Annotated in this window: 20 protein-coding genes; 15 read left to right on the top strand and 5 right to left on the bottom strand. The window is 44.4% G+C overall.

What is annotated here, in order from left to right; translation table 11 throughout:
- Positions 1–9: 9 nt before the first annotated feature.
- The 5 genes from AC56AD_RS05105 to AC56AD_RS05085 are packed head-to-tail and all read right to left on the bottom strand — an operon-like array spanning position 10 to position 4534.
- Complete coding sequence (locus tag AC56AD_RS05105; protein ID WP_012507805.1) at positions 10–1266, bottom strand: M48 family metallopeptidase; 1257 nt, start codon at positions 1264–1266, stop codon at positions 10–12.
- A gap of 50 nt (positions 1267–1316) precedes the next feature.
- Positions 1317–2192 (bottom strand): carbon-nitrogen hydrolase, encoded by an 876-nt coding sequence (locus AC56AD_RS05100; protein WP_012507804.1) that lies wholly within the window; start codon positions 2190–2192, stop codon positions 1317–1319.
- Positions 2193–2207: 15 nt separating this feature from the next.
- Complete coding sequence (locus tag AC56AD_RS05095) at positions 2208–3122, bottom strand: 1,4-dihydroxy-2-naphthoate polyprenyltransferase (RefSeq protein WP_012507803.1); 915 nt, start codon at positions 3120–3122, stop codon at positions 2208–2210.
- Positions 3103–4164, bottom strand: a complete 1062-nt coding sequence (locus tag AC56AD_RS05090; protein ID WP_012507802.1) for an NAD(P)/FAD-dependent oxidoreductase — start codon at positions 4162–4164, stop codon at positions 3103–3105. The genes AC56AD_RS05095 and AC56AD_RS05090 overlap by 20 nt, the downstream gene beginning before the upstream one ends.
- Before the next feature lie 19 nt (positions 4165–4183).
- The gene (locus AC56AD_RS05085; RefSeq protein WP_012507801.1) at positions 4184–4534 is read right to left on the bottom strand and encodes a hypothetical protein; all 351 of its coding nucleotides are present in this window, start codon (positions 4532–4534) and stop codon (positions 4184–4186) included.
- Between the two features lie 542 nt (positions 4535–5076).
- Here AC56AD_RS05085 and AC56AD_RS05080 point away from each other — a divergent pair.
- From AC56AD_RS05080 to AC56AD_RS05010, 15 genes are all read left to right on the top strand, one after another.
- Complete coding sequence (locus AC56AD_RS05080) at positions 5077–6771, top strand: SpoIIE family protein phosphatase (protein ID WP_012507799.1); 1695 nt, start codon at positions 5077–5079, stop codon at positions 6769–6771.
- A gap of 59 nt (positions 6772–6830) precedes the next feature.
- Positions 6831–8009 (top strand): sigma-54-dependent transcriptional regulator, encoded by a 1179-nt coding sequence (locus tag AC56AD_RS05075; RefSeq protein WP_012507798.1) that lies wholly within the window; start codon positions 6831–6833, stop codon positions 8007–8009.
- 188 nt (positions 8010–8197) lie between these two features.
- A complete protein-coding gene (locus AC56AD_RS05070) occupies positions 8198–9505 on the top strand; it encodes a WecB/TagA/CpsF family glycosyltransferase (RefSeq protein WP_223293991.1) in 1308 nt (435 codons plus the stop codon).
- Complete coding sequence (locus tag AC56AD_RS05065) at positions 9495–10214, top strand: sugar transferase (protein ID WP_012507796.1); 720 nt, start codon at positions 9495–9497, stop codon at positions 10212–10214. The genes AC56AD_RS05070 and AC56AD_RS05065 overlap by 11 nt, the downstream gene beginning before the upstream one ends.
- 16 nt (positions 10215–10230) lie before the next feature.
- Positions 10231–10584, top strand: coding sequence for an STAS domain-containing protein (locus tag AC56AD_RS05060; RefSeq protein ID WP_012507795.1), 354 nt, complete (start codon positions 10231–10233; stop codon positions 10582–10584).
- A 9-nt stretch (positions 10585–10593) separates the two neighbouring features.
- On the top strand, positions 10594–11970 hold the full coding sequence (locus AC56AD_RS05055) for a glycosyltransferase (protein ID WP_012507794.1): 1377 nt from the start codon (positions 10594–10596) through the stop codon (positions 11968–11970).
- 12 nt (positions 11971–11982) lie between these two features.
- On the top strand, positions 11983–12306 hold the full coding sequence (locus AC56AD_RS05050) for an STAS domain-containing protein (RefSeq protein ID WP_012507793.1): 324 nt from the start codon (positions 11983–11985) through the stop codon (positions 12304–12306).
- A gap of 34 nt (positions 12307–12340) precedes the next feature.
- Positions 12341–12784 (top strand): ATP-binding protein, encoded by a 444-nt coding sequence (locus AC56AD_RS05045; RefSeq protein WP_012507792.1) that lies wholly within the window; start codon positions 12341–12343, stop codon positions 12782–12784.
- Positions 12777–13781 carry a glycosyltransferase family 2 protein gene (locus tag AC56AD_RS05040; protein WP_012507791.1) on the top strand — a complete coding sequence of 335 codons (1005 nt, stop codon included), beginning with the start codon at positions 12777–12779 and terminating at the stop codon, positions 13779–13781. The genes AC56AD_RS05045 and AC56AD_RS05040 overlap by 8 nt, the downstream gene beginning before the upstream one ends.
- An 8-nt stretch (positions 13782–13789) precedes the next feature.
- Positions 13790–14314: a serine O-acetyltransferase gene (locus AC56AD_RS05035; protein WP_012507790.1), complete on the top strand. Its 525-nt coding sequence runs from the start codon at positions 13790–13792 to the stop codon at positions 14312–14314.
- A gap of 9 nt (positions 14315–14323) precedes the next feature.
- The gene (locus AC56AD_RS05030; RefSeq protein WP_012507789.1) at positions 14324–15490 is read left to right on the top strand and encodes an SLBB domain-containing protein; all 1167 of its coding nucleotides are present in this window, start codon (positions 14324–14326) and stop codon (positions 15488–15490) included.
- A gap of 529 nt (positions 15491–16019) precedes the next feature.
- Complete coding sequence (locus tag AC56AD_RS05025; RefSeq protein WP_223293990.1) at positions 16020–16739, top strand: glycosyltransferase; 720 nt, start codon at positions 16020–16022, stop codon at positions 16737–16739.
- 15 nt (positions 16740–16754) lie between these two features.
- On the top strand, positions 16755–17672 hold the full coding sequence (locus tag AC56AD_RS05020; RefSeq protein ID WP_012507787.1) for a glycosyltransferase family 8 protein: 918 nt from the start codon (positions 16755–16757) through the stop codon (positions 17670–17672).
- 99 nt (positions 17673–17771) lie between these two features.
- Positions 17772–19523 (top strand): lipopolysaccharide biosynthesis protein, encoded by a 1752-nt coding sequence (locus tag AC56AD_RS05015; protein ID WP_012507786.1) that lies wholly within the window; start codon positions 17772–17774, stop codon positions 19521–19523.
- Between the two features lie 2 nt (positions 19524–19525).
- Positions 19526–21778: a GumC domain-containing protein gene (locus AC56AD_RS05010; RefSeq protein ID WP_012507785.1), complete on the top strand. Its 2253-nt coding sequence runs from the start codon at positions 19526–19528 to the stop codon at positions 21776–21778.
- Positions 21779–21793: the final 15 nt, after the last annotated feature.

Genomic DNA, 21793 nt, shown 5'->3' with positions numbered 1-21793 from the left:
TCGGTCAGTTCAGGAATTTGCATCACGATCGGCAGCATACTCTCTGATACGCATGATACGCTGTAGTACCGGGGGATGGGAGTAATTGAGAAAAACGTAGAACGGGTGTGGTGTCAAATTTGAAAGATTGTTGCGTGACAACTTTTTAAGAGCATCGGCCAGGGCCGTTCCCCGCTCAAAGGTCGATACCGCATAGGCGTCAGCCTCGTACTCATGTTTTCGTGAAAGAAGCTGGAGAAGAAGAGAAAGTATCCACTCCACGGGAGTATAGAGCAGCGAAAAAAAGATCAGGCTGCCATAGACAGAGAGATCCTTCATGAAAAATGCATCAAAAAGGGAGCGGTTATTCATAACAAGAGAGAGAAGAAAAAACAGCGCACCAAGATTGCAAAAACTTAGCACCAGATTGACGATGATATGCTTTTTCTTGAAATGGCCAATTTCGTGAGCAAGAACTGCGACCAGTTCATGAACAGGATGAGCCTCAATCAAGGTATCGAAAAGGGCAATTCTTTTGCGTTTGCCGAAGCCGGTAAAAAAGGCATTTGCCTTTGCCGAGCGCTTTGATCCATCAAGAACAAAAATACCGGAAAGCGGAAACTCTACTTTAGCCGCATACTGCATGATCGCACTCTTAAGGTCGCCCTCTTCAAGAGGAACAAACTTATTGAACAAGGGCATAATCCATGTCGGGGCAATATACTGGAGCAAGAGAGAGACCATCGTAATCCCGCCCCAGGCCAGGAGCCAGGCCATCGAACCTGCTGTCTCAAAAAACCAGAGAACTGCAGCAAGCAAAGGGATGCCAAGAAGCAGTGAGAGGAGAATGGTTTTCAACAAATCAGCCACAAACACCGCTGGTGTCGTTTTATTGAAACCAAATTTCGCCTCAATAACAAAGGTTTTGTAAAGACTGAAGGGAAGATCAATCACTGTCTGCATCAGCAGCAAGGCTCCGATATAGAGCACACCGCAAACGATTGGACTATAACCGTATCCTCTCAGGAACTGGTCGAGGAGATTAAAGCCGCCCGCAAACCAGAAAAGCAGAAGAAAAGAGAGATCAACCGCCGCAGCAAATAACGAAAAACGGGTTGAAACGCTCAGATAATCCCGTGATTTCCGGTAAGCCTCCTCATCAAACAGTTCGATGAACTCATCAGGCACTCCGGCTTCAGAGGCCTTGAGATTCAACAGTTCCGAAACCAGTTTAACAAAAAAAGTAAGAAGCAGCGTAAAAAAAACGACCGCACCAAATAGATTCATAAGAGCAGAGTATATTAAAAGGGTATATCAAAAAGGTCTTTTTGCACCCTTTACTCGTCAAGATAGCGTTTCTGCAGTTCAGAGTACGTTTCAATCCGGCGATCACGCAAAAAAGGCCAATGGGATCGGTAAAACCCTATACGACTCCGGTCACAATTGGCAAGAAGAATCGTTTCATCCTGATGAGCAGCCTCCTCAACAATCTGACCAAAAGGATCGCAGACAAAACTGTTGCCCCAGAACTCCAGCTCATCTTCAATCCCCACCCTGTTGGCCGCTGCAACGAAAACACCGTTGGCAATGGCGTGGCTTCTTTGTATGGTCATCCATGCCTCCCGCTGTGAGCGTCGCACATCGGCTGAGATCTCATCGGTTGCCCATCCGATTGCCGTTGGATAGAAGAGGATTTCTGCTCCCTTGAGCGCAGTCAACCGTGCTGCTTCAGGATACCATTGATCCCAGCAAATCAGCACGCCAATCGTGGCATAACGGGTTTTAAAAACCTTATAGCCAAGATCTCCCGGCGTGAAATAAAACTTTTCGTAAAATCCAGGGTCGTCAGGAATATGCATTTTACGGTATTTACCGAGATAGCTTCCGTCAGCATCAAGAACAACTGCCGTGTTGTGATAAAGACCTCTTGCCCTTATTTCAAAAAAGGAGGCAATAATAACCACCTCCAGTTCTCGGGCGAGCTCCTGCATCAGCAGTGTTGAGGTACCGGGTACTGGCTCTGCGTAATCAAACGATGTATAATTTTCTGTCTGACAAAAATAGCGGGTCATGAAAAGCTCCTGCAGGCAGATAATCCGGGCACCCCGGGCTGCAGCTTCCCGTATTTTATTGCATGCTTTTGCAAGATTTTCAGTCGGATCGCTGGTGCAGGAGGCTTGAACGAGTGCTATCGGAACCATTTCAGAATACATTACTGAGGCATGTGATTATTGAAATAAGGGAACAAGAAGACCTGCCGCAAACAGCAGCCCGTGAAGGGTCATCAACTTTCCCGTACCGGCCAGAACCTGATTCAACTCTTTGCCCTCGCTCGCATAGAGCCTCCTGATCATCATGAAGGCAAGTGGAGCTGAGAATAGCGAAAGCAGAACCCAGGGCGAATAGTGGTTCAGCCAGAGCAGTGCAGGAACAAGATAGGCAAGAACCGTCAAGGCGATATAAAGCCTGCGCGCCCAATCACCGCCAATACGCGCCGGAAGGGTCATTTTCCCAACCTTGCGGTCAGTAACAATATCGCGGATATTATTTACAAGAAGAATATTGACCGAAAACGCCCCTGGAGCTACCGCTGCGAGAAGGATCGGCAAGGTAAGAGTTTGAGCTTGAACATAGTAGGTACCTCCGACAGCAACCAGCCCGAAAAAGAGAAAAACAAAAAAGTCACCGAGGCCGGAATAGGCTATCGGATAGGGGCCTCCTGTATAACCCCAGGCAAAAAGAAGTGAGAGCAGACCAATGACGAGAATCGGCCAACCTGCAATGGAGACGAGATAGAGGCCAAGGAGAAAAACAGCCCCAGCCAGTGAAGCTGATACCGTAATCATCTTTTTTTCGCTGATGATACCAGCGGCAACCGTTCTTGTCGGACCAAGCCGTTCGGCGGTATCAGCTCCCTTGCGAAAATCATAGATCTCATTGATAAAATTGGTAGCTACCTGGATGCCAAGCGCACAAATCAGGGCAACAAGAGCCGGAAAAGGGCGAAACTGACCATCAGCGGCAGCAAGGGCGGAACCAAGAACCACCGGCATCGCACCCGCAGGAAGGGTTTTTGGACGAATCGCAAGCATCCACGCCTGTAGTGATGTTGGCTGTGCCCTCTTAACCGTTGTCTGGTGCATTCCTCTTTTCCTTTGCCCCTTTCAAACTACTGAACATATGACGTATCTTCTCACCTGGCTTGATATAGGTTAAACTGTTGCGTACAGCCATTGCCGCATCACTTAACCCTGTCTGAATAATTTTAAGCTTGCCCGGATAATAGGCAATATCACCGGCAGCATAGAGCCCGTCAACCGACGTTTTCATATGACTGTCGACAACAAGCGCATTATCGGCCAGTTCGAGGTCCCACCCCGCAAGAGGGCCGAGATCCGACTTGAAGCCAATCAGCAAAAGCAAACGGTCGGCTTCTATACGGCGGCTCTTCCCACTTTTTGAGCGAAGGTGAACTGCCGTCAGCACCTCCCCCTCTCGATCAACTGAACGTACCTCAGTATTCAAAAACACATTGACCCGGCCACTCTCTTTGGCTTCGAGCACCTCTCTTGCCGTCTTGCCATGACCCTGAAACTCATGCATTCGATGAACCAGAGTCACCTCGGCTGCAGCATTCAGAAGACCAACTGTCCAGTCAAGAGCAGAATCCCCTCCACCAACAATAACTACCCGCTGACCGACAAAATCACTGATATTCTTGACTGCATAAAAGACACTCCGACCTTCAAGATCATCAATATTGTTCAACTGGGGCAGCTTGCGGGGTGAGAAGGCACCCAGGCCAGCAGCAATCAAGAGCGCTCTCGAAAGAAAAACCTTGCCAGAACTGACGGTAACCTCGAATGAACCGTCGTCAAGCTTGCGATACCGGGTTACCGTTTCTCCAAGAATTACTTCCGGATTGTACCGTTCAGTTTGCTTCCATAAACTCTCCACAAGCCCGGCCGCTGGCACTTCAGGAAAACCGGCGACATCATAGATATGTTTTTCAGGATAAAGCGCTGCAAGCTGCCCGCCAAGCTGAGGCATACTTTCAATAATACGGCAGCTAATATTGTTCATGCCACACTGGAATGCTGCAAATATTCCAGTAGGACCACCGCCGACAATGGTGAGATCACGAATCTCCTCCCCACCGTCAAAATAGAGCTTGTTCAGGGTCATTGGATAAAGGGGTACCAGATTACTGTATATTTTCCTGATCAGGAGCTTTTTCTGTGCCCGAATTTTTCAGATAGATTATACCCTCAGGATCGACCATACCATACAGGATCGTAATCAAATGATCCTGCTCGTCCAGTTCATGGATCTCCACATGCATGGCCTCCCTCTTTTTTACTCGATTACCTTCATTATCAATAAAGTAAAAGAGAGCCCGGGTTCCACCATTTGGAGTAACTCCTTCAAACAGGTAGGTACCATCTTCAAGCTCATCAAGTGCGCAACCCGAAGCTGAGGAATCTATAGGACAGGATGCACACTGAGAGTAAAAGCCCGCCTCTGATTCAGCATATTCACAAACAGGAAATTTCATAATCCCACCATCATGTTTTTTTTTCAGATATAACGACCGTCAATATAACACATTTCCAATTCATCCACACTCCCGTAAAATATAATGCGAACAATGAGTATACCTGTTAATCGAGTACCTTTGTGGTGGTAAAAACGCTCTTTTTCCGTAAAACAGAGTCTATAACTCCATTCACTGTGGTTGCAAAACGCTGTACTGTTTTTCAGACTGACAATATTTGCTGCATCAAATACATTCTGGAGCACGGATAGTACACCTGCTTTCGATCGTCATGATTGAACACGACGAAATTTATTGATTATATTGTTTGGTAGATTTCAGATGTTAAAGGAGCACCGTTGATAACGCGAATGTGGCCGGGGAGCTGAGAAGATCAAGAAAATGTCTCTGCACATACAAGAAACATAAACCCCAAAGAGCCTGTTTAGAGCAGAATCAGCCGCTGATGATTGTGGAATGTTTTTGCGCTTGAATACTTGACCCGGAAGCACACCATTTTTACAAAAAAATCCCTTGACGGCTAAAACAGAAGAAACGTAACCATGAAAGACCTCTCTGAAATTGCGATCCTCTTTGTGGATGATGAGCAAGATACACTTGGTTCGTTAAGCCGTTTTTTGCGTAAAGAGCCGTACATAAAACACTTTACAACAAGTGGAAAAGAGGCTCTTCAACTGCTCGAAACTCATGACATTCAAATTCTGTTAACTGATTTGCGCATGCCGGAAATGTCTGGCATGGAACTCATCAATCGGATAAAAATAAGCCATCCGGACATAGTTCGTGTTATTCTGAGCGGCATCCATGATATCGATCAGATTATTGAGTCCATCAATACTGGTGAAGTCTTCCGTTTTATTCCGAAGCCTATTGAGCCACAGGGATTTAAAAAAATCATAACCGATGCGATTGATTATTATCAACTGAAAACTGAGCGGGAGATGCTGTTCGATCAGCTTGAGACGAAAAACAAGGAGTTGTCGAAAGCCAATGATGCGCGTTGCGTCATGTCGGCAGAATTACGACAGAGTGAGGCACAATTCCGGACAATGAACGACTCCGCATTTGACCCCATCTTTCTCCTCAATGAACAAGGATTTATCGTTTATGTCAATCTTGCCGCTGAGACTATTTTCGGAATAACCGAGCGAGCATTCCATCTGAAAAAATTTACAGACATTATCTCGCCACAACCCGACTCCTGCTCCCTTTATAATGCCTGTAAAAAACCCTTCCAGAATCTTGCATCGCTCAGAAATGGTAATGTGCGACAAATAGAAGGCATCAAAAAAGATGGTGGTACCATTCCTCTTGAGGTCACAACAGGAACCGTCATGCTTGACTCCGTTCACCATACCGTCATTATCGCACGAGATATCTCTTCCCGAATTGAGGAAGAGAAAAGCCGGGTACGTTATGAGCACATGCAGCAAGAACTTGAGGCACAAATTGAACAGAAACTGCTGCAAAGTACCATCCCCAATTCTCTTGATGGAGCTTTGATGGGTCAGTTTACGGTCTCTTCAGGTCATCTTAACGGCGACTTTGCAGAGTTTATTCTTTATGACAACAAACATGCTGATATCATCATTGGCGATGTCATGGGACATGGCATCCTTTCGGCTCTGGTCGGTGCGGGATTAAAAACGCTTTTTCTGAAAACAGTTGCTCAACAAAAACATCAGCGCCATAAACTTCCTGAATTGCAGGACATTGTTACTAACGTGCATAAACAGTGTATTCTTGAGCTTCTTGAGATCGGCATTTATGCAACGCTGCTCTTTATACGCCTTGATCTGGAAAATATGGAGTTTTCCATGATTGACTGCGGTCACACACCCTCCATTCATTTTCATGCTGATGAGGGCGTCTGCACACTGCTCAAGGGAGAAAACCTGCCAGTCGGCATGATTGAAAAGCAAGAGTACCAGACAATTACTTTCCCGCTCGAGCAAGACGACATTCTTGTGATGTACTCCGATGGCATTACAGAGAGCCTCTTGCCAGACAATACGTTATTCGGCACCGAAAGACTGAGCGATCTGATTGCACAGTATCACAAACTGCAGCCTGAGGCATTGGTCGAAAAAATCAGTAACCATGTTTTTGAGCTTACCGGCAGACGAACCTTCGATGATGATGCAACCTGCATTGTTATCCGCATCGGATCCCTTAAATCCTCGATGAAATTTGCTCCTGATGAGCGCAAGATTGAAAGCGGGACACTTGTCGGTTGAAAAAGGGGTTACAATCAACAGGAAAAAGAGCCTTCTCATTCAGTTAACTCATAAGAATAATGTGCTCTACCATACTCGTCATTAGCGATAGACAACGAAGGGAGCCCTGCTGGAAAGAAAGCAAAGAGCAACGTCAGGTCAAATTGCTTTTCGCAGGTTCCGTAGCAGATGCGCAAGAGTGGATTGCTGGAGAGAGTGTTGATCTGACACTTATTGCCCTGAAGGGCCCGGATGATGAAACATTTGCACTTGTCCGCCAATCACTTGAAAAAAATCAAGAGACAAGAGTCATGTTTTTCTCTAATGATAAGGAGTTAGACGACACACTGAGCGCTCTTGCAAAATTCCCGCCAGGAGAACTCAAAAAACTCTTTTCAACCAGGGCGATTGCTGGCGCGACAAAGACAGCGCCGTTTACACACCCGGAGAGAATCGGAACAGCCTCATCACATGAAAGCACAAGCTTCAACGAGCATGAACTTATTGGTAATACGACCGAAATAGAGCGACTCAAGGCCCTTGTGCGTAAAATAGCACCCGTCGGTAACGCCATCATGCTTCAGGGAGAGACAGGAGCTGGTAAAAAGGTGCTGGCCCGTACCATACACAACCACAGTTCAAGAAAAAACGAGGTTTTCATCCCTGTAGATTGTTCTGCAATCAATAAAAGCAATGTTGAGGAGAAATTATTTGGTTGCAACGCAAAGGCGTCTGCCGGAGCTGCTCACCGTACTCTCGGTCTTGTCCGATCGGCTGATCAAGGAACCCTTTTTCTTGACAGAATTACAGAACTGCCGATAAGCGTACAAACAAAAATAGTACGCACCATAAAGGAACGTACCGTTAAACCGGTCGGTTCGTCCACAATCTATCCCGTCGATATCAGAATCATTGCCTCTTCCAACCGCAATCTTGTTGAAAGTGTTAAAAACGGAACCTTCTGCCCGGACCTCTATGAGCACCTGAATACCATTACACTCTATGCTCCCCCATTACGCGAGCGTTGTGCCGATATTCCTCTCCTGTGCACGCACTTTATCAACAAGCTTTTCTATGACGGCTATCCCAAAAAACAACTTTCCGACAGCGCCATGGCTGCTCTATGCAATCATGAGTGGCCAGGGAACATACGCGAACTGGAAAACGTTATCAGATGTGCTCTTATTCTTTCGGATGGGAGGCAGGTAGAACTCCACGACCTCTCACTTTCCGACAAAAACAATGAACAACAGCTCTGACAGCGACTGAGAACAAGCAACAGGTGACAGGTGACACGGATCGTTGTAATGCTCGTTTCGAAAATATTGTTAACAACATCTTAAAGAGCAATCAAAAAAGGGAGTGTGATGCTGTGAATCAGAGAAAAGATTCCTTAAAAGCTTTGGAAAAAAGACTCTCTGGTCGTTCATCGGGGCATAAAAGTGTCGTGAAGCGAACTCTCTTCAAACTCAGTGCAGCAGCAGCAGGAGCGCTTGAGAGAGTTATTGAGATAACTGCCACACTCGTTGTGACCCTTACCGTTACGGTTCCATTGCTTCTTGTCCTGCTCTTCCGCAAACTCGTTACTGGCACGAAAATCTTTACGTCCAAAACCATTGCGGGAGCTGGCGCCATGCCCATAAGAGTTTATCAGTTCAATACTATCAACACACCCTTGTGTGATCTCCCCCTCTTTTTTGAAGTACTGACCGGACGCCTTGCTTTAGTCGGTACAGCAATCAAAGAGTGGAACCTTAGCGACGCAACTCCTGAAAATGGATATATTGGCATGATGAAGCCTGGTATTATTTCGCTGTGGGATGTTCGGCAATCCAGTAAAATAGCTCATGAAGGGCAACTCTCAATTGAATGGGAGTATATCTTTAAAAAACACCCGTTTTATGATTTCATGCTGTTGTTGCGTGCACTGCCAGCCATGCTCTACAGTGAAAAAAACAAAACAGCATCGTCAATATTCCGGTTGCTTGATATCGACCTCAGAAACCTTACCATGGTTGAAGCCGTTACCCTTATTGGAACGAATCTTGCACAAAAAAAACAGTGCACCATTTATTTTGCAAATCCTGACTGCTTTAATAAAATGATCTCCGATCGGGACTATTTCACTATTCTTAAAACAGGTGATTACATCTTCCCTGATGGAATAGGGCTTGTTATTGCAGGAAAAATGCTTCAGACACCGCTCAAGGAAAACATCAACGGCACCGATATGCTCCCCTATATCTGCAGAATGGCTGCATCGAAAAGTCATTCCATTTTTCTCCTTGGCGGAAAACCAGGAATCGCTCAGAAGGCTGGAGAAAAAATCAGCGCCTCATATGGTGTATCCCTGGCAGGAACCGCCCATGGCTATTTCGATCACCAAACGGAGAGTGATGCTGTTATCGAGACAATCAACAACTCTGGAGCAGCGATACTTCTTGTAGGATTCGGCGCTCCACTGCAAGAAAAATGGATCAGCCGCCACCGTCACCAACTCAAGGCTGAAGTACTTATGGGAGTAGGCGGACTTTTCGACTTCTATTCAGGAACCACCAAACGTGCCCCCGCCTGGGTCAGGGAAATAGGCTTCGAATGGATCTACAGGATACTTCAGGAACCTGGACGAATGTGGCGAAGATATGTGGTTGGCAATCCTCTTTTTCTCTATCGCGTCATGAAATGGAAAGTATTCAGTCATGAAATAGAAAGTATTCACGCAAACGCAATAACCGTTAAACCTCATGGAGCTTGATCCAACTGTAAGAAGAGAGCTGATACGTCAAATCAGTGGCTCACTCAATCCAAGGGTACGCTACAGAAGGGCCCTGAAGGTTACTGCGTGGGAAACAACAATCAGATTTTCCTACCTGCTGAAAAGAGTACTCGATATCAGTGTTTCAATAGCAGCGCTGGTTGTTTTGTTTCCCCTTCTGCTGATTACAGCAATTGCCATCTGGATAGAAGATCCCGGCTCTGTATTCTATGCCCAAATACGTGTTGGCCAGAACGGCAGACATTTCAGATTTTATAAATTCCGTTCGATGGTTGTCAATGCCGATAAACTCAAACAGGCACTTGCCAGCCATAATGAATCTTCGGCTGGCGTGATCTTTAAAATGAAAAAAGACCCAAGAATCACAAAAGTCGGAAAAATCATCCGTAAATTCAGTATTGATGAGTTGCCGCAACTGCTGAATGTACTCATGGGTGATATGAGCCTCGTTGGGCCAAGGCCTCCGTTGCCAAACGAAGTTGCCAAATATACTCTTGAACAACGAAAGCGGCTGCACGTGATCCCTGGCATTACCTGTTTGTGGCAGGTCAGCGGAAGAAGCGATATCCCATTTACTGATCAGGTTAAACTTGATATGCAGTATATACAGAGTGCAGGTTTTCTTAATGATATCCGATTGCTTCTGAAAACCATTCCCGCCGTCCTGACCGGAAAAGGTGCTTATTAACCATAGGAGAAGTTCAATGATTTTTCATCTCGATACATCAACAGGCCAGTCCGTCGGCATAGTAACACTGAAGAACAGAATCGATGCGAGTAACAGCAGCGAACTGCAGAAGGTATTTACGCAATGGTTGCAACAGGCAAGTGTTTTTATTTTTGACTGTAAAGAACTCGACTTTATTGACAGTTCCGGGCTCGGAGCAATTGTCTCCTGCCTGCGCAAAGCGCTTGAACAGCATGGTGATCTGAAACTTGCTGCCCTTGGGCCAAAAGTATCCATGATTTTTGAACTGACAAAAGCAAAACAACTATTTTCGATTTTTTCTGACGCAACTGAAGCGCTGCAATCATTCAGCACCGTTGGTACGAAATAAAAGAACTCCATGAAAACACTTATTGTCATCAGAGAACAGGAGTATGCATGGCTTCGTGATATGTTGCCTGGCGTTCACCCGCTGCTTGTACCCGTATGCAACAAGCCTTTTATCGAATTCTTTATAGACTTTTCGATCTTTACCGGCAGCAAGGCCATACGTATTATAAGTGATGGGCTCCTTGGTGAAGTGGAACGTTACTGTGAAAATGGAAGTCGCTGGGGAGTTGAAATAAGTTATGGAAGCATGCAACCTGCTGACGAACTCCCAACGGTCATTGATAAAAACCGGCGCTTCTGCCTTGAGGAAAGAGTTCTGATCATCAAGGGCTTCCTTTTTATCCATTATGATAAAAAAAGAGACTACACCACCCTTTTCGCATCGCTCCCCTCTGGTGAGTTGCTCAGTTGCTGTCATGGCAGCATCACTCTTACAGGAACAGTGGAACCGGAAAGCAGTTCTGCCGATATCCCCTTTTCACTTACAGCTCTTGACACTGTTGGCAAATACTACAGTCTCTGCATGGAAATTCTGAGAAGTGAATTGACAAACTATGTTATACCCGGATACAGCAGCGAAGCCGACTGCTATATCGGCAGAAACGTCGTCATTCCAAAAAGTGCTGAAATAAAAAAGCCGGTTATTATCGGCAACAATGTACAGTTACTTGCCAATACCGTTATCGATACCAACAGCGTCATCGGCAATAACGTCATTGTTGACCGGGAAAGCATTATTTCGGGCAGTATTGTGATGGACAACACCTATATCGGTGAACATCTTGAGGTGAAAAACAAAATCGCAGCAGGCAATCTCCTTATTGACCCTGAAAGCGGCACCTCCATTGTCATGGAAGACCCTCACCTTTTAACCGGCATGACTCAATCCAGAGCGGCAGGCACACTGCTTCGACGAATGGTGCACGCTCTTGCCGCCACCTTTATGATTCTTGTGCTGTTATGGCCTTATCTTCTGCTTCGGCCTGTACTGGGACTGCAAGGCAAGTGGAAAAGAGTGAGAGAGACCTATTATAACGATCTGCCAGGAAAAACTGTTACGCTGACAAAGACAACCATAGACTCCGACGAGCCACTCGGTCAACTTGCCAAAACCCTCTCTCTTGACCGTTTTACCCTGCTCTTCAGAGTACTCAGTGGAAAGCTTGCCCTTATCGGTTATCATCCTGTCCCGATCAATCCTGCTCTTCGGATCATCCCCAATAACACGACAGGCTACACTCCTGCCGTTTTCAGCTATGCAGAAGCCGAAGACTGGCCTGAAATTGGCATTGACACAGAAATAGTTGAACATTATTATGCCGTTCATGGCAATCCTCTAAAAGATATTGCCATGACACAGAAAGCCCTTTTCAACAGAAATCATTAAAACAGGTTGGGTATGAATATCAGTGAAAAAACCATCAACAACTATAAAGTTCTCTCGTTGCGGGGTATGCTCAATGCATCCTCTGCTCCGGCACTGAAAACCTGCGTAGCCGGATTCCCCGATGAACAGTCGATTGTCATTGACCTGGAGAACGTTGATTTTCTTGACAGCAGCGGCCTTGGTGCACTGGTAGGAATTGCCCGAAAAAAAAAGGCGAGCAAAGCCATTATGAAACTGGCAAGAATGAATGAAAGAGTCAAAAAAGTATTTGAAATAACACAGGCACACACCCTGTTTGATATTTATGATGATGTTTCAGCCGCGGCTGATGCATAACAAAGAGATGCAAATACAAAAAACCATCTTATCCATGAACCCAATTGTCACCTTAACATTGCAGGCAGATCTCCGTTATCTGCGTATTGCATCAGTTACAGCATGTAATGTGGCTGAAATTTTTGCCAGTATGGCTTGTACATCCGGCAATATCGCTGAATTCTGTCATGCCTATGAACTCTCCGTCAGTGAAGCCTTTACGAACTCGGTACGCTATGCGGAACCATCTCGCTCTGAAAAAGAGGTTACGATATGCTTCAGTTCCGACAACGGTACCCTTGCGATGAGCATTATCGATACCAATGCCCAGTTCAATCCTATAACCCAGGCTCCGGACATCAACAGTTATCCCGAGGGTGGGTATGGACTTTTTTTGATCCACCGCCTTATGGACACCGTTTCCTACACAAGGAGAGATGGAGAGAATATGCTGACAATGACAAAACAGTCGACTATAACACAGGCAGCAAATGCATAAACCAATAACCCCGGACAAGACGATGGTATCCGTTGTCATTGTCAGTTATAATACGAGGGAAATTCTTCGAAACTGTCTTGATGCACTCTTTGAAAACAGCAAAGGTGTGCATATGGAGGTATTTGTTGTCGACAACGACTCTGCCGATGACTCTGCTGCCATGGTGCAGCACGACTTTCCCCTTATTCGATTGATCGCGAACGACAAGAACCTCGGATTTGCTGCTGCCAACAATCAGGCATTTGCTCTGGCATCGGGTCGATACATCATTCTTCTCAACCCTGACGCTTATATCAGACCCGCCTCAATTGAACACTGTTTGACGTTCATGGAGCAAACCCCGCAATGTGGCCTTGCGGGGGGAAAAATTATCTCGCCCGAAGGGCGACTCGAACCCAGTGCACGTCGCTTCCCTTCAGCACTCTCCAAGCTCCTCACCCTGTCAGGATTGAGTGGGAAATTTCCTGCTTCACCAATACTCAACCATTATGAGTTCGGTGGCTTTGCGCATGATCACCCTCTTGAGGTTGACTGGGTACCAGGCACATTCACCATCATCCGCAAGGCGATGCTTGATGCCATAGGAGCCTTTGATGAACGATTCTACATTTACTATGAGGAGACCGATCTCTGTCTCAGGGCAAAAAAGGCTGGATGGAAAGTTTTTTTTATACATGATGCAGAAGTTATGCATATCGGCGGAGCCTGCAGCAAAACCAGAAAAGACAAGACTTTTGACAATAAAGCCTCACAGGTACTGACCTTCAGAATGCGAAGCGAATGGCTCTATTACCATAAAAATCGGGGTATTATAGCCGTCATCTCAAGTGCGGGTGTTGAACTTCTCTGGCATGCGGCACGCTACACAAAAAACCTGCTCCTGCCGTTTGGCAATGCGGAAAAAAAGCGTTCAGCAGCAACATCGGTAATGTCGCAGATCGTACAATCGCTGAAAGAGACCAAATTCGGAACGCTTTCACCACCATCTCCCTGGTAAACCTGCCAATGAAACTGTTCAGCAACATACAGGCCGATCTTGCCACTTATGAGGGTTCATGGAGCAGCCAGGGATTTTGGGTGATGGTTGTCTACAGATTCGGAAGATGGCGCTATACCATTAAAAACAACATAATACGGAAGCCCTTTTCCCTGCTTTACCGGATACTCTACAAATTCATCCAGATCATAACCGGTATTGAACTTCCCTGCGAAGTCCCTGTTGGAGCAAATTTCCGTATCGACCATTTTGGTGATATCATCATCAGCGGATATGCACGCTTTGGTGATAATTGTACCTTGAGGAATGGTGTAACCATCGGCCTGAAAAATATCGAAGAAAAGGCTGCTCCCCATATCGGTAACAACGTCAATATCGGTACAGGAGCGAAAATATTGGGAAACATCACCATCGGCAATAATGTCGATATCGGAGCAAACGCTGTTGTCATCGAAACCGTACCAGATAACGCTCTCGCAGTGGGAGTTCCTGCAAAAATCATCCTCAAAAAAACAGGACAGAAACGAGATTAATATCTTTTCATGCAAGCTCTCAGTCTCAGTCAGCACTTCGTCACTCGTCAGAACATGAAAAAAAACCGGCGCATCTTTTTATCAATTTGTCACATTGTGCTCTGGTTTACAGTAGTGCCTTTGCTTTTGGCAGCATGCAGTGGACTCTCTCCAAAGATCACTCGTACTCCCGCTCCTGCTGAAAGAAGCTTCCTGATAAATCAACCAAAAAAAGATCAGAAATTTGCCTCTCCGGCACAAATCGAGAAAATCACACCCATCACCAATTTTGAGTATCGTCTTGGTCCGGGTGATGTTGTCAACATCAAAATCTGGCGCAGACCAGAACTATCACAAGAGGGCATTGTCGTCTCACCCGATGGCTTGATTGCCATACCAAGAGTTGGGAGTGTCAATGTATTAAACCTTACACAGGAAGAGGTACAAAAAATAATCACGGTAAAACTGGAGCCACTGTACATTAAACCCGAAGTGACTGTCTGGGTAAGGGAGTTTCATAACAATAAGGCATTTGTCCTCGGACGCGTCGGGAAACCGGGCGTCATCAATTTTCCGGGCAAAGGAACACTTCTTGAAGGACTCGCTCTGGCCGGAGGGCTTCCCGATCAGGGAAAACTCACCAGATGTGCCATTATCCGGGGAAGAGAAAACGTCATCTGGATTGACTTGCAGGACCTTCTTAAAAACGGAAACATGGCTCTTAATGCCCCGATACTGAACAATGATGTCATCTTTATTCCTGAACTGAACGATGAACTGATCTATGTCATGGGTGAAGTGCTCAACCCCGGTGCTATCCAGTTGAAAGACGGAATGAACGTCCTCAAAGCAATCATGCTTGCGGGAGGGATGAACAAAAACGCAAATGCTGAAAAGGTCTTCGTGATAAGACAACAAAATGTCAATGGCGATGTTATCAGGGTAGACTTTAAAAGACTGGTTGAAAGGGGTGATTTCAGTCAAAATTTCGCTCTATTACCAGATGATATTGTTTTTATCAGCCCAACGGGCATGGCAAAATTCAATTACACTCTCGACAAACTAACTCCCGCGTTACAGATTCTCAATCTCGGGACTTCTGATGCTGAAACGTTCGGAATTATGGCAAAATTACGCCAAAACCTCTGGAATCAAAGTGGATTTGTCAACAGCAGCACAACAACCACCGGAAATTGAAAGAATGATCGATCAATACCCAAAAAGAACCGTATAGGCTGATCGGAGACTTAACTCAAGACGGAGCAACCAATTGATAGAGCCACATTTACTTGTTATCCCATCCGTTCCGGTATGGCTGCAGGATAATACCTTCATTTTTGATCGTAAATTTTACGATGGCATGGCTTTATATGCCCAAAAGTGGCCAGGAAAAGTTAGTTCTCTTATGTCAACCACAACCGCTCTGCTCCCGGACTTTGGTATTATCAAAAAAACAGAGAAAGAGCTCCCGTTCAGATGCCTGACCATAGAGGCGGAAGAGTTGATTGGAGAAGAACATCTGAAGGGCGCATCAATTGTTCTTGCATCCGGCGATGCGTACAATCAACTGCATATCAGCAACTTATGCAGAAAAATGAAGATAAAATGCGTTTACGTCATTGAGTACATACCTGAAACACGATATCAAATTGCCTCACTGAGTACCAATAATCCCCTGGTCAAACTGCGCAGGTTTTTTTACATCTGGCATCATGAAAAAAAGAGAGTGTCAGCATTTCAGTTTGCTGATGCTCTTCAGTCTAACGGAACTCCTGCTTATTATGAATACAACCACTTCAAAAATAATCTTTTATATTTCGACACCCGCGTCGATAGCCGACACAGTATAAGCACCCCCGATCTTGAAAAGAGACTGGAGCATTTGTCTCAAGGCAAACCACTCCGTCTTGCTTTTTCCGGTCGTCTGATTCAGATGAAAGGAGCAGATCATTTGGTCACTCTTGCCAAAATGCTGAAAAAAGAGGCTCTTCCCTTCAATATGACGATCTATGGTACCGGGGAGCTGGAAAATGAGATGAAAAAAACTATAAAGGAATATCAACTTGAAAATCAAGTCTCCATGCCGGGTGCGGTAGATTTTTATACTCAACTTATCCCTGATCTGAAAACAACTATTGATTTGTTTGTTTCCCTGCACAGACAAAGCGACCCGTCCTGTACTTATTTGGAAACCTTATCATGCGGTGTCCCCATTGTTGGATATAACAACAAGGCTTTTGCCGGGTTGCTTGAATTGGCAGATATTGGATGGGGGGCGAAAATAAACGATCTTGATACAATCAAAAAAATTATTATTCAACTCGACAAAAACAGAGCCATTATTTCAGAAAAGTCAAAAAACAGCATTGTTTTTTCACAGCAACATGATTTTGAAAGCACATACAATAATAGAGTTAATCACCTCCTGTCAATATTTAATCAATAAAAGGAACTCCTTAAAATGAGTGATATTGTTAACATCGTATTTGCAACTGACAAGAACTATATCCAGCACTTGTGCGCTGCATTAATATCATTACTGGAAAACAACAAGGATCTCTCTATTGACATCTACATTCTCAGTAGTGGAATGTCAAAAAAAAGCTATAGAAACATACAGGAAATCATTGACAAATATCATTGTCGACTAAAACATATTACTATTTCAGATGAACTTTTTGTCACACTGGCCGTAACACACCCCTTCTACCCGAAAGGCACCTATTACCGCCTGCTGATTCCGGAACTTATTGATACAGACAAGATACTCTATCTTGATTCCGACATCATCGTTAACGGCTCAATAAAAGAGTTATATGAACAGGATCTGGAAGATTATTATGTCTGTGCGATTGAAGACCCTGGCTTCGACAGACATGAGCAATTAAAAATGAATAAAAATTCAAAATATTTCAACTCCGGGATGATGCTTATAAATTTAGCGCTATGGAAAAAAACCGGACTACAAAAAAAAGTTATCGATTTTATAGAAAATAACCCGCAAGCGATCTGGTTTCCGGATCAATGCGGCTTAAATTCAGTTATCAACGGAAAATGGAAAAAAGTTCCACTAAAATTTAACCAGCAATCGTCAATATTCACTCCTTCTTTTGAAACGAAATTCGATTGCTTCAGCAAATCAGAATTGGAAGAGGCAAGGAAAAATCCGGTAATTATTCATTATACAAGCGGCTCGAAGCCATGGCATTCAACAAATACCCATCCTTATAAATATCTCTATTGGAAATACCTGAAAATGACAAGATACAAACATGCAATATACTCAGATCTTATGCCGATGCATCTCCTAAAATCAATAATTCCGGCTGATTTGAAAAAACAAATCAAAACGATCATAAAAAAAGTGTTATCACGATAACGACATGACAAACAATATCCGTAAATTATTTTCAGGATCTTTCCTGCTCTGGTTTTAACTTGCTGAAGTTCCAAACCGTATCACAACTGATGAAAACCAATGGATAACCAAGGTAAAGCACATAATAAACTGGCAGGAAACGCCCTGTCGGGGATGGTTGCCACTGTTATCTATATGGTCAGTCGCCTGCTTCTGACACCCTTTATACTGCATTATCTCTCACTGGAGGAGTTCGGATTGTGGTCACTTTGCTTTATCATTCTCTCGTATGCAGGAATGGGTGGATTTGGTGTCAACAGTACCTATATCCGCTATTCAGCCCGCTACCTCGCGGAAGGCAAATCGGAGGAAATCAGCAAACTCCTCTCAACCGGTGTTGCCTACATGCTCTCCTTCAGTATGCTGTTCTGCTCTTTGCTTTACCTTATTATGCCCTTTCTTCTCGAAAGATTCAATATCAAACCTGAGCAACAAGATCTTGCGTCAACCATCTTTCTTGGCACAGCCGCAGTCTTCAGTCTTGAACTTACTCTCGGAGGATTTCGCTTTATTATCAACGGCATGCATGAGTTTGCAAAAGAAAAAATAGTCTCAACCGTTGCCGGACTCATCGAAATCATTGCTATTATAACCTTTCTCGCTCTTGGATCAGGAGTCAAGGGTCTCCTCTATGCCTTTGCATTTCGACTTCTCCTTGAAACTGCCGGTTACTGGAAAATTGCACGCACTCTCTTGCCTTCACTGAAAATATCTGCAACACTGATCAGCCGGGAACACTTTCATCTTTTTGTTGGCTTCGGAGGCAAAGTTCAGATCCTTGGCATTCTTGGTATTTTTCTTTCCGCACTCGACAGATTATTCATTACTGCCATAGCAGGCCTTTCCGCTGGAGGTATGTTTGAGATTGGAAGGAAACTGCCATCAACGGCAGGTATGATTTCTTCTTCGGTATTTGCTCCCTTTTTATCGACAGCCGCCCATCTTGATGGCTCATGGACAGGGAATATGAATGACCCGTTGAGTAACCGGATAAAAACCTATGTTCACATTGCATTAGTAGCAATCACGCTTGGAATAATTCCTGTCATCTTTCTCGTGCCCCTTCAACAATTTCTTCCAGTCTCAAATCTGATACTGGTTCCTGCTGCCACAATAATTTTTCTCTATCTGTTTTTTCGGCTTCAACAAAAACAGAAATATTACAACAAAATCAATAGCAGCGAATTAAAGGAGCTCTATCTCAATGGTATCCGTTTTACAAACATCATCAGCTCAACACTTTTTGTTTTTCTCATTGCCATGGCTCATCCCATCATTGACGCATGGGTAGGAACAAAATACATTGAAGCTGCCAATGTCATGATATTTTTATCAATTGGATATTCGATACAACTGAGTACCGGGGCGATAACCATGATCTTTCGTGGAATCGATCGAAACGGAAGAGAGCTTGAATATATGCTGGTACAGGTACTCCTGATGGTAATCTGGATTCCAGCAGCAACAACGGCTTACGGTTTGATCGGGTCTGCGGCAGCAATAGCATGCAGTTCAATGGTCAGTACCCTGTTTCTCTTCTGGAGAAGTAATTATACCTTTCAGGTTCGGCCAAAGGAATTTATTTCCCGAACACTTCTTCCAATCTGTGTTACCTTTTTTCCGGCAAGTGCCATCTACGCCATTACCCTGTTTTTTCCGACAACCGGAAGAATTGCCGGAATAATCCAGGTCATGGTATGCGGAATAGCATATACCCTTCTCTCTTGTGCACTTTTTTGGACAACTGTCCTGAATAGTAGTGAGAAAAGAAAAGCGATGGAACTCTTACCCTTTAAACAAAAAAGGGCCTGATTATGATAAAAGGAAATGCTCTGAGAGAAGCTCTTCCTTTCGGAAAGCCTTCAAAATCTTTTGACATTGTTGGCTTTATAAAGCGCTATGGTATCTACATCCTTGTTTTCGGTTCGTTCTTTTTTGCTATCGCAACTCCTATTGTTTTTGTTATAAAGGAGCCATTCTATCAAGTCCATGCTTTCATGAAAATAGATCCAGTGATAGCAACCTTGATTACACAAAAAGCAGAGACATCAATTACAAACTATTATGACCAATATTCCAATACACAGGCCCATACCATGAAAACCTTTGAGGTGCTCAAACAAACGGTTGAGCAACTGACCCCTCGCGAAAAAGCTGCAGTATTTCCGGCAACTCTTCCAGCAGAAAAATGTGCAGAAATCCTTGAGCGTGTCATCGTCATTAAACCTCTTCAGGGAACTCACCTGATAGAAATTATTGCTTCAGGCAACAAGCAGGAAGGGCTGGCTCCACTTGTCAATAAACTGATGCTTGTCTATCTCAAAAGACTTCAAAACATTAATGCAGAATCTGATCAGGACCAATTGAACTCTCTGCGCGCAAAAAAAGAGTTTGTTCTTAATCAAATGAACGCTTATGAAAAAAGCCTTGATGAGCTGACAAGAGAAATCTCAACAGCATCATATTCTGAATCGTTTAATATGGCATCAAAAAATACGGAGGAGCTCCAGAAGCTTTATGACAATGCATTGACCGATCGCCTTAAAGCAATGAATAATTTCTGGGCCACCGAGCAGGCAAATAACGAGTCCCAAATACTTTCATTAGATCCGATTATTGATGAAATAGTCATGAACGATCAATCACTGCACTTTACAAGCTCCTGGACATACCAGCAACTTCAGGAGATGCGGAGCACAACCGATGGACTGACAGCAAGCAATCCTGATCGCATCTACGTTGAAGAACGCATGGGCGCGATGCAAAACTATGAAAAAAAACAACGAAAAGAGTTACAGAATACGGCCAGAGCAATCGTTCTTGGTAAACGAAAGCTTGACATGCGTAAATCAATCATACAGGCTAAATATGATTTTGAAAAATCAAAAAAAACAGAAGAAGATCTTCAGACTGAACTTGAAAAAAGCATAAGAGAGTCACAAAGAGTATCTATAGGCATTCACAGAGGAGAATATATCAGTGCCGCCTGGAAACACAGCAAGGATATGCTCGATATGCTTGAGCGAAGAATCGCAGAGATAGAAATCGAAAGAAAAGCTCCATTACGTATCAGCATAGAAACACATGCACGCGAACCCAAATTTCCGGTAAGTTCAAACACCAACAAACTGTTGATGATGCTCCTGGGTTCAGCCTTCTTTATTGTCTGTGGTCCATTTATTGCCTATGAGTTTTTTGACAACACCATTCGCCGTCCTGAAGATATCAAACAGGCCCTTGGCTATCTGCCTACCCAGACGATCGTCAAAACCCCCAAAAAAAAGAACAACCCAAAAGAACTCAGCCTTGGAACTGATGATTTTCAGCTCCATGCAATCGGAACTCTCGCTGTCAGGTTCTGCCATGAAAAAGAGAAGGATAACAGTAGAATACTCCTCTTTACTGGTATTGAAAAAGGGGTAGGATCATCCTCGATCTCCTTCAGTTGTGCTAAAGCGCTTGCCAAAATCGCGCCGAAAGTCCTCTGGATAGACGGCGACATCGAAGCAGTTGATCCTGATCAATCGGAAGAATTTTTCCCGAATCTGCCAGGACTTCGCGACTTTCTCAGCAATACTGACTCATGGAAAAAGTACATTGTCTCCACGCCGGACGACAATATCGATATCATTTATGCCGGAAACGTCATAAAGGGGATCATTCCCCTTCATCGCATCCGAGACTTCCTGAGTGACGCAAAAAAAGAATACGATTTCATCTGCATTGATGCATTACCGGTACTCCAGAGTAATCTCACCGAACAATTTGCAATCTATTCAGATATCGTTACGCTGATTTCTCTTGGGGAAAGTACGAAATACAATGCATTGAGACGTTCAGCCGAACTGCTGATCCGCCTGGAAGTTCCAGCCATTGCTCCTGTTCTGAACTTTGGCGGCAATAAACAGACCCCCTCCCTCGATGAATTATTTGAAAATCCACCGGAATTTCTTCACAAAATAGTTCCAAAAAAATTCAAGGATTTTATTAACAATTCTCCACCAATTCTTGAAGTCATTGAAAATATGACGAAACCGTTCAGACGTTTCCGGAAATCAATACACTAATCATCATAACCTGGG

The organism is Pelodictyon clathratiforme, assembly GCF_982375515.1.
The sequence above is the reverse complement of the archived record's forward strand: the minus strand, read 5'-3'. Positions and strand labels throughout refer to the sequence as shown.